Raw genomic sequence first — 14502 nt, forward strand, 5'->3', positions numbered from 1 at the left:
CTCCGAGCTGCGATCATGCGGCTGAGCTTGCCCCTTCCCTGATCAGGAGACATCGGATGTGGATGAGCGTGAAGCTGATGGGTGCCGTGATGATGAGCGTCGGCATTGGCTTTGCCTTCGGGTTTGCAGGCGGCTTTGCGGGCGCAGCATGGGCCGCGGGCGGGACGGCAAACATCCCCGCATCGGTTGCCGAAGGGAAGGATTTCAGCTGCGGCGACAAAGGACAGAGTGCCTGTCCGATACAGGGGCTGGATCAAGACGGCTCTGTACAGGGTGGAGTACGAGGCGAAGCACCGTGACGACGCCTTCTGAGGCGCCGCGCCCTGCTCTCGCCCTCTCCGCTCCTCGCGCAGGGCGGGCGCTCTCCTTCCAGCCCCTGGCCTGACCCGCCGGGTCGATTCACGTCGAGCGTTCTCAGACGCGCCGTCGGCCGCCAGCGTCGCGCGCTGCAAGGTGTCCATGTCCACATCCGCGCAAGATCCGAAGTCGAGCGAATCCATCACCCCCGTGCGCTGGGGCGTCCTCGGGGCGAGCAACTTCGCGTTGAAGGTCAGCCTGCCCAGCATGAGGCTGGGGCCCCTGACCCAGGTCGCCGCGCTGGCGTCGCGCGACATCGACAAGGCGCGCGCCGCCGCGGAGGCGCTCGGGATCCCGAAGGCGTACGGAAGCTATGATGAGCTGCTCGACGACCCGGAGATCGAGGCCGTCTACATCCCGCTGCCCAACCACCTGCACGTGAAGTGGTCGGCGCGCGCTGCCCGCGCCGGCAAGCACGTCCTGTGCGAGAAGCCGATCGCGCTCAGCGCCAAGGACGCCGCGGCGCTGGTCGACGTCGAGCACGAGACGGGCAAGCGGATCGCCGAAGCGTTCATGGTCCGCTATCACCCGCAGTGGCAGCAGGCCAGGGACTGGGTGCGAAGCGGCCGGATCGGCGAGCTGGTCAGCGTCCAGGCGGCATTCTCGTATTTCAACCGGGACGCGACCAACATCCGCAACAGGGAGCAGGTCGGGGGCGGCGCGCTCTACGACATCGGCTGTTACGCGGTGAACACGTCGCGCTTGCTGTTCGGACGCGAGCCCGTGCGGGCGATGGTGCTCGTCGAGCGCGATCCCGAGTTCGGCACCGATCGCTTGACCTCGGGCCTGCTCGATTACGGCGGCGCGCACCTGACGTTCACGTGCAGCACGCAGGCGGTGGCCTACCAGCGCGTGAACGCGCTCGGCACCAAGGGCCGCATCGAGATCGAGATCCCGTTCAACGCGCCCGCCGACCGGCCGTGCAAGATCTTCCTCGATGACGGCTCGACGCTGAACTGCAGCTCGGCCAAGGTCACCTCGTTCCCCGTCGTCGACCAGTACCACCTGCAGAGCGAGGCGTTCTCGCGCGCCATCCGCACGGGCAGCCCGGTCGAGAATTCGATCGAGGTCGCGGTCGGCAACATGCGGGTCATCGACGCGCTGTTCCGGTCCGCCGAGAGCAGGCGCTGGGAGAAGATCTAGCGGCGCCCCGCGGCGCCGCCCTCGTCACGGCCGCGGCGGCGAGGGCACCCTCCCCCGCCCGCGGCGCCTTCGAGCATCCTGATGAGGTCAGCCGCGGGGCCGGCGCCGCCGCATCGCCAGGGCGGAGAGCCCCACGGCGAGCGCCGCGGCCCACGAGCTCGACGTGGCGCTGGCTCCGGCGACGACGCACCCGCAACCGCCGTCGGAGGCCTCCTCGTCCGGCAGGGGTCCGCCGGCCCCACCTCCCTCGCCCGACGCGTCGCCGCTGCCGGAGGAGCTGGCAGCCGTCCCTGCCGCGCCCACGCCGTTGCCGGAGGAGCTGGCCGCCGTCGCCGCCCCGCCCTCGCCGCTGCCGGAGGAGCTGGCCGCCGTCGCCGCCCCGCCCTCGCCGCTGCCAGAGGAGGTCGCCGTCTCCGCCCCGCCCGCGCCGCTGGCGGAGGAGCTGGCCGCCGTCGCCGCCCCACCCGCGCCGGCGCCGGACCCGGTGTCCTCATCGCGGGGCACATTTCCGGTGAACCCGGTCTGCCCCTCCCGTGTCAGCGACAGCACCAGCGTGCCGTCCTTCACCGTCACGTTCTGCGGGTCGAAGTCCACGCGGTTCCCGTCGAACGTCCAGTCCGCTTTGCTCCATCGCGCGCTGTCCAGGGAGTTGAAGTCGTCCTGCCACGCGAGCTCGAAGCCCCCGTTGTTGTAGCGATAATACTTGATCCAGTTGACGAACTGGTGCTGCGGGAGGACGGAATCGTCGAACGGCCCGACCCACTCGGTGGCATCCGAGGACCACGTGTTGAAGCGGAAAGACTGGGGATTCTTCAGGGCGGTCACCTGCGCCCCCGTCGACCTCTTGATCTCTCGCCCGTCGATGCTCCAGGCCACGTAGTCCGGCGTCCACTCCAGCGCGTAGGTGTGATAGCCGTCCGCGAGGGAGACGCCCGCGTCGTGCACCCCCTCCGACGTCACCCTCGTGCCCATCCCGGTGATGATGTTGGACTGCCAGCTCCGGGCGTTGTCCTTCCCGAAGACCTCGATGTCGATCTCCTCCCAGAACGCGCCGGACATCTCCGAGCCGTTCTTGTAGGTGAAGAAGGTCGACAGGATGCCGCTCCCGCGCACCATGCGCATGCGCATCTCGATGCGACCGTGAAGATAGCTCTGGGCCGAGTAAAGCTCTGCGCCCTTGTACGGCTTCGCTGCCGCGGTCGAGCTGACCGCGAGCGCCAGCGAGGCAGCGGCGAGCATCAGACCTGCGCGGACTCTCGTGAACATGATCAAACCTCCAATGATTGCACCAACCGTCAATTCGCGGCGGATCCGCTCCGCCCGGCTCCTCGGGCACGACGCCGCCGCGCGGCGACCGCGCCCAGCGCGATCAAGGCGGCGAGCGCGCCCGCGGGGGAGCTGGGCCCCGATTGGACCCGGAAGGCGCACCCGCCCTCGTCGCCGCTGGCGCCGTCAGCGGGGGTACCGCCAGCGCCGCCCGTGCCGCTCCCCGCCGTCGCTCCGCTGCCCGCCGTTGCTCCGCTGCCGGTCGTCGCTGCGCTGCTGCTGCTCGCCCCCTCGCCCGACCCGCCGCTGCCCGCCGCTCCCCCTTCACCCACGTCCGGAGCGCCCCCCGCGCCAGCGCCCCCAGCGCCGGTCGGATCCGGGGCGTCGAGCGGAGTGAACTTCCACCAGTTGACATTGAACAGGAAACCGCTCCCACCGGTGAACTTCAGGTACAGATCGTGGTTCCCTGTCGCGCCGTCGACAGCACAGGACGTGGTGGCCCAGGTCTGCCAGCCGCCGGTACCCTCAACCATGCAGGTCCCCACCAGCGTGCCCGTCGGGCCGTCGAGGCGCAGCTCGATGCTGCCGCCGCTGGTCGCCGAGGCCACTCTCGCGTCGAAGGACACCGCGCCGGTGCCGAAATCGACGCCCTTCACCTTGATGTAGTCCCCGTTCTCGATCGACCCGACGTTCATTCCCCCCTCGCCGCATACCTCGGTCTCGACCCCGGATCCCCAGGCGATGGTCTCGGCCTCCGTCATGACATACGGATTCAGGTTGCCGACGCCAGGCGGGCCCTCCTTGGTCATCTTGATCGTCGGGAATGTACCGTCGGCGTTGAACGTGAACCGCTCGACGGCCGCCGAACGGTGATAACCGCCGCCGCCCGGCAAGGCGCCGTTGTGATAGAAGAAGTAGGAGTTCCCCTTGAAGTCGATGACGCCCGCGTGATTGGTGAAGCTGCTGCCCTCCGTGGGCATGATCACCCCCCGGTAAGTCCACGGGCCGGTGGGTTTGCTGCTCGTCGAGTAGGCGATGTATTCGGAGATAGGGCCACCCGCGTACACCAGGTAGTACAGCCCATCGCGCTTGTAGAGCCACGGGCCTTCTTCGTACTTGGTCTTATGGCGACCATCGTCATTCCCGGTGCGCTGTCCGAAGCTCTCCGCCGTCATGGGCACGCGCACGACGTCTCCCTGGTAGGAGATCATGTCCTGGTTCAGCTTCACGTAGCACACGCTCGGGTTTCCCCAGTACAGATAAGCCTGGCCGTCGTCGTCGATGAACGGCGTCGGGTCGATGTCGCCGCAATCGGCCGTGATCAACGGCTTTCCCAGGGCGTCCTTGAAGGGACCGGTGGGGCTGTCCGACACGGCCACGCCGATGGTCATCCTGTTCAGCGAGCGGCTCGTGACAGGAACGTAATAGTAGAATTTCCCGTTCCTGGGGATGGCCTGGCCTGCCCACGCGTCTCCCTTTGCCCAGCTGAAATCGCTGAATTTCAGCGGTGACCCGTGATCCGTCCAGTTCACCATATCCTTGGAGGAGTACACCCTCCATTCGTTCATCGTGAACCAGTCCGTGGCGCTGTCCTCGTCATGCCCGGTATAGAGGTATACCGTGTCATCGTGGACCATGGGGGCAGGGTCAGGTGTGTAAATGGTCTGTACGACGGGATTGTCTGCCAGGGAGACCGACGGGAACGCGGTCACGCCACAGAGCAACAACGCCGCCCCGAGGAGCTCACGTTGGAGGGAGTTCGTGCTCGTCGACATTCTTAAATCCTTGCTGCTCTCCTGAAGCTCGGTCAGGCATTGTCCATGTCGCGGGTCGCTCGGCTCATGGCGCTCCGGCGCCTCTCGCCGGGGTGCTTCGCCGTGAAGGCAGCCCGCTGGGCGAGCTCGCGGACATCGCCTAGCGCGGAAGGTGGGCATCGGCGGCAGACGACGTTCGAGCTCCCCGGCCCGGCGACTCTCCGGCGAAGCGCGCCGAGCGCCGCCGCTCAACCCTCATCTCAGAGCTGCGTGAAGAAACCCCAGACCTCGCGAGGATCCCGGGTCGTCGGCTGGCCGTTGTCCTTCGGCGAGGGGGTGTGATCCCCGTCGAACGCACGCCAGCGCGTGGGGTGCCCGCTCGAGCAGCCCGTGTACGAAACGCAGCTGTGCGCGCCGCTGCCCTTGCCCGGCTCGGGCGGACCTTGCGCCGCCCAGCCGCTGTCCTTCAGCGCGACATCAATCACTGGCGATCCAGGAACTCCATCAGCCACTGCATGGCCGGCCGCATCCTGTTGTCATCATACTGGATGCCGGTGTTGTCCCGCCAGGTGGTGCCGACGATGTAGCCCCACAAGGTGATGCCCTGGACCGAGGGGTGGTTCCAGTACATCGTGAACTGCTCCTCCATGATCTGCTTCTGCCTGTTGTCGTTCGCCTCGCCGATGTCGTACTCGGTGATGTACACAGGCTTGCCCAGCGAGGCGAGCCCGTCGACGAAGCCCTTCACGGTGTTGGTGTTGATCTTGTACGCGTCGTGGGCCTGCGCGCCGATGGCGTCGACCGGGGCGCCCGCTGCGATCACCGCCCGCGCGATCTTCATGAAGTTGTTGTGGTCGTTCTGGTACTCGATGTTGTTGTAGTCATTGAGGATCAGGACCGCGTTCGGGCAGAACTCGCGGGCCCACTTGAAGGAGTTGACGATCCAGTCCCAGCCGCTGGCGCCGTCACCGCCGATGCCGTTCTTGTACGAGGGCGTGGTGTGGGGCGGCGGCTCGTTGACCACGTCGATGTACTTCGTCTTGGGGTAGCGCTCGCAGAACGACTTCATCCAGTCCCGCACGGCCGCCTGCTGCTCGTTGCCGGGGAGGCTCCCGACCCAGCTGGGCTGCTGGGAGCCCCACACGAAGACGTGGTGCTTGAAGATGATGTTGTTGTCCTGCGCGTACTTGTAGATCCTGTCGAGCTTGCTCCAGTCCTTGTTCCCGCGGCTCTTCTCGACCTCGCCCCACTTCCCCTCGTTCTCGGGCGTGATCTGGTTCCAGTAGTTCGCGAAGCCGTCGCGCACGGCGCCGCGCGTCGTGATGTTGCCGACGAACTTCCCCGTGGGCTCCGAGCCGCCGGCTCCGGTGGACGTGCTGCTCGAGGCGTCCGAACCGCCGCCGCCCTCGTTCGATCCGCCGCTGCTGGCGCTCGTCGTGCCGGCGCTCGTCGTGCCAGGGCCCGTCGTGCCGGCGCTCGTCGTGCCGGCGCTCGTCGTGCCAGGGCCCGTCGTGCCGGCGCTCGTCGTGCCGGCGCCCGTCGTGCCGGCGCCCGTCGTGGCGCTGCCGGCTCCCCCCGAGCCGCCCTCGCCACCGCTGTCGCCCCCGTCGCCGCATGCAGCGAGAGTCGCGACCCCGAGCGCGATCCACGTCGTACCGCGCAGCCATCGAGAAGAACGGTTCTTGTTCATGTTGAATTTCCGCAAGTTGAGCGATTGAAGATCGAGGTGCTTTGAGCGGCGAGCCGACAGGCGGCGGCTCGACCTCCGGAACGTCTGGACTCTTTGCTTCTTCAGGCGATGATCGGGTCGACGAGCCCGCCTTCGAGGCTCTCGTCGCCGAAGTCGTCGAGCGGGCCTCCCTGGCTGTTGGTGCATCCGACCGCCGCGCCGATCGTGTTGAGCAGCTTGTTGTTGGTGATCTTGACGTCGACGAACTGGCCGGTCTTCAGGTAGTCCGCGGCGCCGCCGGCGAGGATGTAGGGGACCTTCCGGAACCCGTGGTACTTGTCGGCGTTGTCATTGAGCCACACCGCCACGCCCTGATCGAGGAGCGTCCCCGAGCCGAGCTCGTAAGACGAGAGCCTGTCGAGCAGGTGCTTGAAGAGCCGCGCGTGGATCCGGTCGATCTGGTGGTGCAGCTCCTGCGCGCCCTCGATCGGCGGGCCCGAGGTGCCGTCGCTGTCGATGCGGTGGGAGATCTTGTGGTAGCTCTTCTGCCGCACGCCGTTGATCGTGTACTCGGTCCCGTCGTTGCCGTCGCCCACCTGGAGCGTCGCCACGCGCGTGACGCCGCACGCCATCGCGAGCGCGATGATATCCATCTGCATCCGCGTGACGGCCTCCACGTTCTCGGATCTGCCGACGTTCGGCGAGATCGCCTCCATCTCGGCGACCTGCACCTCCGGGAGCTTGCACGCGAGCGCGACCTCGATATCGCGGATGCTGTCGAAGTGGAGCTGTAGCCGCTCGCGATCGCTCTTGCTGATGTCCTTCCGGCTCATGAGCGCCTTCATCTCCCCGCGCACCAGGTCGTTGATGCTGGTGCGGCGCTCGGCCAGCGACTGCTGGACCTCGGTGTCCACGTCGGCGAGCCCGAAGAGCTTCTTGTACGCGTTGGCCGGGTTGCGCTCGGCTGCGCGCAGCTGCTTCGGCCCGCGGTACGAGAGCACCTCGTTGATGTACCCGGACATCCTGCCCGCGTAGAGCGTCAGCGGCTCGACGCCCGCCGGGTTGAGCTCGGTCGCGATGCGGTTGTCGATCGACTCGCCCATCGCGAGCGACTCGTTGCCCGCCGGCTGGTCCGACACGCGCGCGGCCGTGAGGCACTGGTTGCCGCCGCCGGAGTGGCCGCATCCGTTGGCCTTGAACGCGAAATCCACGCCGCGCAGCAGGATGAGCTTGCTCGCGTAGTCCTTGAGCTCGCTGACCGCGCGGTCGCTGTCCCGCTCCATCGACGCGGCGGTCAGCGCGCCTGTCTCGCTGGGCCAGAACATCTCGGGCTCGTCGCCGGCCGCCTGCGCCACGCCGTTCGCCTGGCGCATGAAGATCGCGAAGGGCGGCACGTCCCCCGTGCCGGCCGAGGCGCGCCGCGGCGCGAAGGTCTCCAGGAACGGGAGCGCGACCGTGACGCCGAACAGGCCTCGAAGCACACGTCGTCGGGTGATCATGGCGCCTCCGCGGGAACTCGAGCGAGGAACGGAGTGGAGGAGACGATCTCGAGGAGGAGCTCCTTGGTCGAGGAGCCGCCGCGCGACGCCTCGCCGAGCTGCTTGACGAACGCCTTGTCCTTCACGTCCGCGTCGCGGCCGTGGGCGAACTCGAGCCAGCGCTCCGCGTAGCACGCGTGCGCCTCGCTGCTCTCGGCGAGCAGCTGGCTGAACTCGATGGCATCCGCGTACTTCCGCGGCTGGCCGCCGAGCGTGTAGACGTCGGCGGAGTTGACCGGCACCCCGTTGTCGGTCGTGCGGTATTTGCCGATCGCGTCGTAGTGCTCGAAGGCGAACCCGGCGGGGTTGATGAGCAGCCCATGGCACGACGAGCCGCACGTCCCCTTGCCCGTGTGCGCCTCGACGCGCTCGCGGTTGGTCGCCTGCTCGCCCGGCGGCAGCGAGGTCGCGTCGTCGGGCGGCGGCGGCAGCGCGGCGCAGAGGATCCTGAGGTTCACGAAGACGCCGCGGTGGATCGAGTCCGGCTGCCGCGCCGTCGCCTTCGCCGCGAGGAAGCCGAGGCGCGTGAGCAGCCCCGATCGCTCGACCTCGTCGAGCTCCACCTGCTCGAGCTCGTCCGAGAAGTCGCCCTCGACGCCGTAGACCGCCGCGAGGTGGTCATTCACGAACGCCGTGCGCGAGGTGAGCAGCTCGGTGAGGCCCCCCTCCCTTTCGAAGACGACATGATCCACGAAGCGCTCCGCCTCGCGCTGCATGTCGTCGCCCATCTCGGGGACGAACTCGGGGTAGAGCGCCTTGTCCTTGTTGAGGTCGTGGTACTGCTCGTAATCGTAGAGCTGCCGGTGGAACGCGCGGACGACCTCGCGGGCGCGCGGATCCTCGAGCATCCTGTCCGTGAAGGCGCGGACGGCCTCGGGGCTCGAGAGCTCGCCCGCCTTCGCCGCCTCGAGGAGCTCGTCGGAGGGCATCGAGTTCCAGAAGAGGTACGAGAGCTTGGCCGCGATCTCGTGGCCGCTCAGCGGGATGAGCCCGCCCTTCGCCGGCCCGGCGCCGCGCTCGACCCGGTAGACGAAATGGGGTGACTGCAGGAACGCCTCGAGCGCCGCGCGCACGCCGGCCGCGAACGGCTCCTCGCCCTCGAAGAGCTCCTCGCCGCGACGGAACAGCGCGACATACGTGTCCCGCTCCTCGGCCGTGAGCGGGCGCCGGAACGCCCGCTCGCCGAACCGCTCGATGAACGCCTGCGCCCGCGCCTCCGGCTCGACCGGCAGGTCGGCGGGCACGATCCGGCCGAGCTTGTCCTCGTCGGCGGTCACCATCGCCGCGAGCTCCTCCGCGGCGCGCTGGTAATCGCTCCAGAGGCCCGGCGTCACCAGGAGCGCAGCTTCGTTGTTGTCGAACACGCCGCCGAGCGGATCGCTCGTGAAGGACGCCGAGAGGCCAGGGCGGTCGTCGAGGCGCAGGAGGTCGCGCACGGTGTTCTCCCACTGCGCGTGGCTCAGCCGCGGGAACATGCTACGCTCGGCGACCTGCGGCGCCGCCGCGCCGCCCGGCAAGGGGCCGTCGCCCTCCTCGTGGGCGCCCAGAGAGCCCGTACACCCCGCGAGCAGGAGCGCCGCGGCGCAGAGCGGCGCGCCCAGCGCGCGTCTCCAGCGTGGCAGGAGGATCATCGAAATAGACGGTGGGGTCATCGTCTCTCTCTCCTGGTGAAGCGCTGGCGACCGGGCGGCCAGTTCAGCGTGGCTCTCAACGCGACTACCATCCACAGAAGCCGTGGTGTTCACTCCGTCATCGAGCGCGGCGTCGATCTTGCCTGTCGCATGGGACCCGCAGCCGTTCAACACTGGACGATTCAAACACGATCGAAACTCGTGAGCTCGCGAACGAACGCGATCACGAGAGATCGCGCGGTCTCGAGAGGGCGACCCAACGGCCTGCGGGGCGCCGATCCGCTGCCCGCGGCGCGCACCGCCGAGCGAACGGGGCCGGTGCCGACATCCATCGAAGGACGGAGGTCTCGGTCCGCGTGACGACCCACCCAAGACGAAGCAAAAGGATACCGCTCCGAAGCAATGTGAACGATCACAAGATCGATGTCAAACCCAATCGACCCACCCGCATGGTCGCTCCGGCCCGAGCGAGGACGCTGGCATGGCCGTGGGACCGTGAGGACTGGAACTTTCCGCCAGCGACACGCATGCTGAGAGCGCCGTTGCGTACGCCGAGCGACGCCAAGACGCGCGACGAGCGCGGAGGCTGCTAGCGGTCGAAGAAGTCGAAAACGTCGGGCAGCACGAGCGGAACCATGCCTGCATGGTCCGCATCGACTTCCTTGTATGTGATCGTGTAGCCGCCAGCCATCATCCAGTCGCGCAGCGCCCGGCTGCCGGTCAGGGAAGGGGTGCCGCGGGTCCCTTCCGTCACGAAGATGGGCACGTCGAGCAGCCGGTCCCACGGATAGCCCGACTCCTGGACGAAGGGGCCGGACATGGGCGCCAGAGCCGTCCAGTAGTCCGCGTATTTGCCGCCGATGTACCAGGTGCCGCCGCTCCCCATCGAGTGTCCGGTGAGGAACATCGCGCTCCGATCGATGGGGTACTCGTGCAGCACCAGCTCCAGGACGTTGATGACGTCCTTCTCGCTGAGCTCCTGGTCGCGTTCTCGCTCGGGCGTACGCATGGCCAGGAGCTTCTCCGCCTCCTCGGGTTGCCCGAACACGGCCGGCAGCCGCAGGAAGTTGCCGTAGGCGCCCTGGTAGCCGAGCGGCGAGACCAGGAGAACGCCATGCTGGTCGGCCAGATTCACCATCTGCTTGCTGTTCTGATCCAGGTACGAGCTCTCGTCGTTCCCTGCGCCGTGCAAGAACATCACGAGGGGCAGCTTCGACGTCCCGTCCCAGCCATTCGGGACGCAGACGCGGTAGGGAACGTCGGCGCCCGCTTCTGGAAAGCGATACGTCCTGCGCTGGTCGCCTTTGGCCCGCCACTGCGGAGAGCCGGGATCGGCGACGGACTCGGCGAGCGCCCGCGCCTCGAGCACCTGGGTGCGCGGATCGAGCGTGGTCCCGAACGAGATGGTCACCGGCTCGAATTCGTCTGAACCGCCCGCCCCGCCCACCCCTGCGGCGCCGCCTTCGCCGCCGGCCGCCGTCGTCCCGCCGCTGGGCGCTTCGCCGCCCGTGCCGGCGCCCGCTTGAACTCCCGCGCTGGCCGAGGCGCCTCCAGGAGCCCCCCCGCTCGGGCCGCTGGAGGCGGCGCCCGGCCCGCTGGCGCCGCCCCCGCCTTGGCCGGTGGAGGCGGCGCCGCTGCCGGCATCATCGCTCCCGCAAGCGGCGAGCGACAGCGCGCAACCGATGCAGGCCAGTGACGAAAGGAATCGACGTGTCGTCATGCTCACTCCGGGGACGAGATCAGCCCGTTCTGGACGCGCTGCCGAGCGATCGTGGCTCTCCGAGGCCTCGTGGCGCGCGACTCGATGGCTTGTTCACGGATCGCAGAAAAATGCACTGACACCAACTAAGCTCACGTCACGAGCGAGCTGCTGGCGCCCGCAGGATCCGGCGGCACCCAGCGCGATGCCTCGAGCCGTTCCACTGGACCACCGATTCGCGCATCGCGGCTCGTGTGCCTGCGCAAATACGATGTCAGCAGCAGGCCCCCGAGGGCGCACCGTGAACGATCACATTCAGGGCGTCAAACAAAATTGACCAGCCCACGGCTCTCCTCGATCCCGAGTGTTCTGGTCGGCTTCGAGCCAGTTGCGCGACGTGGTGAGGTGCCCCACCGTCCGATGGCCCAGATCGGGGAGATGGCGGCTCGAGGCCGCCTCACCGCCGTGCGGGTCGACGGCGACCACCGCGTTCGAATCGACCGGCCTTCTCTCGACACAGCGCCCACAGGCTGATCGGAGAAGACGTGGCGGAGCACGTCCGCCGCCGACGCCTCTGTTGCGCTGCGGGGCGACTGTTACGATGCCATTGGCACCCTCGTCGCACAGGCCCTCTACTGACGCGCGGCCCGGTGCCCCGCTTGACGCGCCGCTTCGTCGGAGGAGCCACGCCGGTCCTGTCGACAGGAGTTGACATCGATGATGTGAACGATCACAATGAGCAACTTGCCGCGAGCGCGGCGAGCGAAATCCAGCGAGACGGCTTGTTTACATCAAAGTCGCGCAAGCTCGCTGAATCCCAGCTCAGCCGTCGGACTCGGATCCTTCAATCAACTGGAAACGGCCTCACGCTGCGGGCGCACCTCCTCGTGGAACGCCGCCGGTGAGGGAAAAATCGCGCCTGGGTATTCGAATGACGAACCAATCTACACTCGTTCGAGCCACATTGTTCGCGGCGTTGGCCGGCTCTTGCGCTCTCTCGGCTTGCGGAGGTGGCGCCGATGACGGCGCGAGCTCGTCAGGCGACGACCCTCACGCCGGGACGGGCGGGGCCGCCGTCTCAGGCAGCAGCAGCAGCACCACGACGGGCGGCGCCACGACCAGCGGCGGCACCACGACCGGCGAGGGCAGCGCGTCCGCGGGTGGAACGGGCGGTGAGGGAGGCACGAGCGGAACCGGCGGTTCGCCGGGAGCGGGCGGCTCGGGCGGATCGATGGGAGGCAAGGTCCCCGCGCAGCCGAGCGCGGGTTGCGACAAGGCCAATCCGCAGACGGGCAGCGCGCAGAGCCCGCTCACCGTATCGGGTCACCAGTACTACGTGAAGCTGCCGACCAACTACGACGCCGGCAAGCCGTATCCGGTGATGATCATGTTCAACCCGACGGGCAACCCGATCAGCTGGGCAGAGCAGAACGCGGGCTTCGAGGTGACCGGCCCCAAGGAAGCCTGGATCCGCGTCTACCCTCACCCGGCCAACTCCAGCTCGGGCTGGGGGGCGAACGACGTCTCCTTCTTTCAGCCGTTCTACGATCAGATCACGGACAACTTCTGCATCGACAAAGCTCGCGTGTTCGCGGCGGGCGAGAGCTCGGGCGGCGACTTCTCGAGCATCCTCGGCTGCGAGCACGCGGACAAGCTGCGCGCGGTGGGCCCGTGCGCCACCAAGAACGTACAGCAGTACCCGCTCAACGCCGACACCCGAAAGTGTACCGGGCAGGTCACGGCGGTCGTCATCCACGGAAAGCGCGACTCTGTGGTCGGGACGGACAACGGCCCGAAGACGCGCGACTTCTATACCGAGCTGAACCACTGCCAGGCGAGCACGACGCCGGTCGACGGGTACACGGACGATCTCTCGAACTGCGTCCTGGCTCAGGGCTGCGACGAGGACTATCCGGTCTACTGGTGCCAGCACGGGGACCCGAACTACCAAAACACCAATCATGGTTGGCCCGCGTTCGCGCCCAAGTTCCTCTGGAGCCTGTTCTCGACCTATTGAGAATCATGATTGGCCCGGCGGCGCCCGGTGCATGACGCCTGTCAACCAGCCGGGGGGGCGTGACGAACGACCCGCGATCACCCGAGCCCCCGGCGAGCAGAAGCTATCGAGGTGGTGTCCTTATGAGTAGATCTGTGTTTCGACTGAACGTTCTCTTCACCGTAGGCGTGGCGGCGGGGCTGGCCGCATGCGGCTCGGAGGCGGATCCCGTCGACCCCGGCGCTGGTGGCTCCTCTGGCGCATCCACGAGCGGCGGTTCCACCTCGGGAGCGACGTCGGGCGGAACGTCCAGCAGCAGCGCGAGCACGGCCGCGAGCACGGTCGCGAGCACGAGCAGCTCTGCCGGCACGGGCGGCGACTCGTCCGGCACCGGTGCCGGCGGCTCGACGGGCGCCGGAGACGGCGGCTCGACGGGCGCCGGAGACGGCGGCTCGACGGGCGCCGGAGACGGCGGCTCGACGGGCGCTGGCGACGGCGGCTCGACGGGCGCCGGCGACGGCGGAACGATGAACCCTGGCGACGGCGGCTCGGTGGGCTGCGGCAAGGCCGTGACGCGCCCCAACCCTCGCACGCAGCAGACGCTGATGGTCGGTGGGGTGACGCGCTACTACCTGATTCACGTGCCGGAGAACTACGACCCGAGCAAGCCGCTGCCGCTGGTCTTCGGTATCCACGGCCTGAACATGAACAACGTGTGGGCCGCTCACGACAACAGCGGATTCCAGCTCATCCAGGAGACCAACAACCAGGCGCTGCTCATCTACCCGCAGGGCTTGCCGGCAGACGGACAATCCAGGCCTCCGAGCACCGAATCGCAGTGGGGCACTGCAGACTCCAACTGGGGCGGTCCGCCGCCCAACGCCAATCAGGCGCGCATGACGGCCGACCTGGCGTTCTTCGATGCCATGCTGGAGCACGCCAAGACGAACTACTGCGTGGACACGAAGCGCGTCTTCGCGGTCGGGTTCAGCCAAGGTGGTTTCATGACGAACACGCTCGGCTGCCAGCGCGCCTCCGTGTTCCGCGGCCTCGCCCCGGTCGCTGGATGGGGCCCCAACGGATCCCAGCCCACGTGCAGCGACGCCAGCGCCTCGCACGCGCTGATTCAAACGCAAGGCGACACCGACGGGACCGTGACCCCCCAGCTGGGACAGGCGACCCGAGACTTCTGGCGCGGCCGGAACGGCTGCCAGGCGACCACGATGCGATCGAGCTTCGGCGACGCGTGCGTCGAGTACCAGGGCTGCAAGGAGGGCCAGCCGGTCGTGTACTGCACGCACCCCGGCGGTCACAACGTACCGTCCGGCGCGGGCGGGCGAGCCTGGCGCTTCTTCCAGTCGCTCAAGTGAGCTCCGCGAACCGTGGAGTGGACGCGGCCTCCCACAGGCCGTGGAGTGAACGCGATCTGTTCGATGCATGGATTCTCGA

The 14502-nt window shown here is 68.1% G+C and carries 12 protein-coding genes; 4 read left to right on the forward strand and 8 right to left on the reverse strand.

Annotation, left to right across the window (positions count from 1 at the left end; all coding sequences use genetic code 11):
• The first annotated feature begins 62 nt into the window (after positions 1–62).
• Together WMF12_RS24225 and WMF12_RS24230 are read left to right on the forward strand one after the other, a co-directional pair.
• Entirely contained in the window at positions 63–299 is a 237-nt protein-coding gene (locus tag WMF12_RS24225; RefSeq protein WP_437849316.1) for a hypothetical protein, read from the forward strand.
• A 160-nt stretch (positions 300–459) separates the two neighbouring features.
• On the forward strand, positions 460–1500 hold the full coding sequence (locus tag WMF12_RS24230; RefSeq protein ID WP_437849318.1) for a Gfo/Idh/MocA family protein: 1041 nt from the start codon (positions 460–462) through the stop codon (positions 1498–1500).
• 87 nt (positions 1501–1587) lie between these two features.
• On the opposite strand, the gene WMF12_RS24235 is transcribed toward WMF12_RS24230, so the two are convergent.
• The 8 genes from WMF12_RS24235 to WMF12_RS24270 all read right to left on the reverse strand — a co-directional run bounded on the left by WMF12_RS24235 (position 1588) and on the right by WMF12_RS24270 (position 12242).
• On the reverse strand, positions 1588–2766 hold the full coding sequence (locus tag WMF12_RS24235) for a family 16 glycosylhydrolase (RefSeq protein WP_437849319.1): 1179 nt from the start codon (positions 2764–2766) through the stop codon (positions 1588–1590).
• Positions 2767–2795: 29 nt separating this feature from the next.
• Entirely contained in the window at positions 2796–4541 is a 1746-nt protein-coding gene (locus WMF12_RS24240) for a glycoside hydrolase family 43 protein (RefSeq protein WP_437849321.1), read from the reverse strand.
• A gap of 239 nt (positions 4542–4780) precedes the next feature.
• A complete protein-coding gene (locus WMF12_RS24245; RefSeq protein ID WP_437849323.1) occupies positions 4781–5005 on the reverse strand; it encodes a hypothetical protein in 225 nt (74 codons plus the stop codon).
• Positions 5002–6210, reverse strand: a complete 1209-nt coding sequence (locus WMF12_RS24250) for an endo-1,4-beta-xylanase (RefSeq protein ID WP_437849325.1) — start codon at positions 6208–6210, stop codon at positions 5002–5004. The genes WMF12_RS24245 and WMF12_RS24250 overlap by 4 nt, the downstream gene beginning before the upstream one ends.
• 101 nt (positions 6211–6311) lie before the next feature.
• Entirely contained in the window at positions 6312–7688 is a 1377-nt protein-coding gene (locus WMF12_RS24255; RefSeq protein ID WP_437849327.1) for a DUF1552 domain-containing protein, read from the reverse strand.
• Positions 7685–9379, reverse strand: coding sequence for a DUF1592 domain-containing protein (locus tag WMF12_RS24260; protein ID WP_437849329.1), 1695 nt, complete (start codon positions 9377–9379; stop codon positions 7685–7687). The genes WMF12_RS24255 and WMF12_RS24260 overlap by 4 nt, the downstream gene beginning before the upstream one ends.
• Before the next feature lie 568 nt (positions 9380–9947).
• Positions 9948–11078: a hypothetical protein gene (locus WMF12_RS24265; protein WP_437849331.1), complete on the reverse strand. Its 1131-nt coding sequence runs from the start codon at positions 11076–11078 to the stop codon at positions 9948–9950.
• Between the two features lie 1029 nt (positions 11079–12107).
• Positions 12108–12242, reverse strand: a complete 135-nt coding sequence (locus tag WMF12_RS24270; RefSeq protein ID WP_437849333.1) for a hypothetical protein — start codon at positions 12240–12242, stop codon at positions 12108–12110.
• Between the two features lie 46 nt (positions 12243–12288).
• Between WMF12_RS24270 and WMF12_RS24275 the strand changes: the two genes are divergently transcribed.
• Positions 12289–13074 (forward strand): alpha/beta hydrolase family esterase, encoded by a 786-nt coding sequence (locus WMF12_RS24275; protein ID WP_437849335.1) that lies wholly within the window; start codon positions 12289–12291, stop codon positions 13072–13074.
• 122 nt (positions 13075–13196) lie between these two features.
• Positions 13197–14423: an alpha/beta hydrolase family esterase gene (locus WMF12_RS24280; RefSeq protein ID WP_437849337.1), complete on the forward strand. Its 1227-nt coding sequence runs from the start codon at positions 13197–13199 to the stop codon at positions 14421–14423.
• Positions 14424–14502: the final 79 nt, after the last annotated feature.

This window comes from Sorangium sp. So ce363 (genome assembly GCF_051520435.1).
GTDB classification, from domain to species: Bacteria; Myxococcota_A; Polyangia; order Polyangiales; family Polyangiaceae; genus Sorangium; species Sorangium cellulosum_B.

Bases quoted from the DNA above. Each gene is read 5' to 3' on its own strand.
- WMF12_RS24225 (WP_437849316.1), top strand. From the start codon at position 63: ATGAGCGTGAAGCTGATGGGTGCCGTGATGATGAGCGTCGGCATTGGC.
- WMF12_RS24230 (WP_437849318.1), top strand. From the start codon at position 460: ATGTCCACATCCGCGCAAGATCCGAAGTCGAGCGAATCCATCACCCCC.
- WMF12_RS24235 (WP_437849319.1), bottom strand. From the start codon at position 2,766: ATGTTCACGAGAGTCCGCGCAGGTCTGATGCTCGCCGCTGCCTCGCTG.
- WMF12_RS24240 (WP_437849321.1), bottom strand. From the start codon at position 4,541: ATGTCGACGAGCACGAACTCCCTCCAACGTGAGCTCCTCGGGGCGGCG.
- WMF12_RS24250 (WP_437849325.1), bottom strand. From the start codon at position 6,210: ATGAACAAGAACCGTTCTTCTCGATGGCTGCGCGGTACGACGTGGATC.
- WMF12_RS24255 (WP_437849327.1), bottom strand. From the start codon at position 7,688: ATGATCACCCGACGACGTGTGCTTCGAGGCCTGTTCGGCGTCACGGTC.
- WMF12_RS24260 (WP_437849329.1), bottom strand. From the start codon at position 9,379: ATGACCCCACCGTCTATTTCGATGATCCTCCTGCCACGCTGGAGACGC.
- WMF12_RS24265 (WP_437849331.1), bottom strand. From the start codon at position 11,078: ATGACGACACGTCGATTCCTTTCGTCACTGGCCTGCATCGGTTGCGCG.
- WMF12_RS24275 (WP_437849335.1), top strand. From the start codon at position 12,289: ATGGGAGGCAAGGTCCCCGCGCAGCCGAGCGCGGGTTGCGACAAGGCC.
- WMF12_RS24280 (WP_437849337.1), top strand. From the start codon at position 13,197: ATGAGTAGATCTGTGTTTCGACTGAACGTTCTCTTCACCGTAGGCGTG.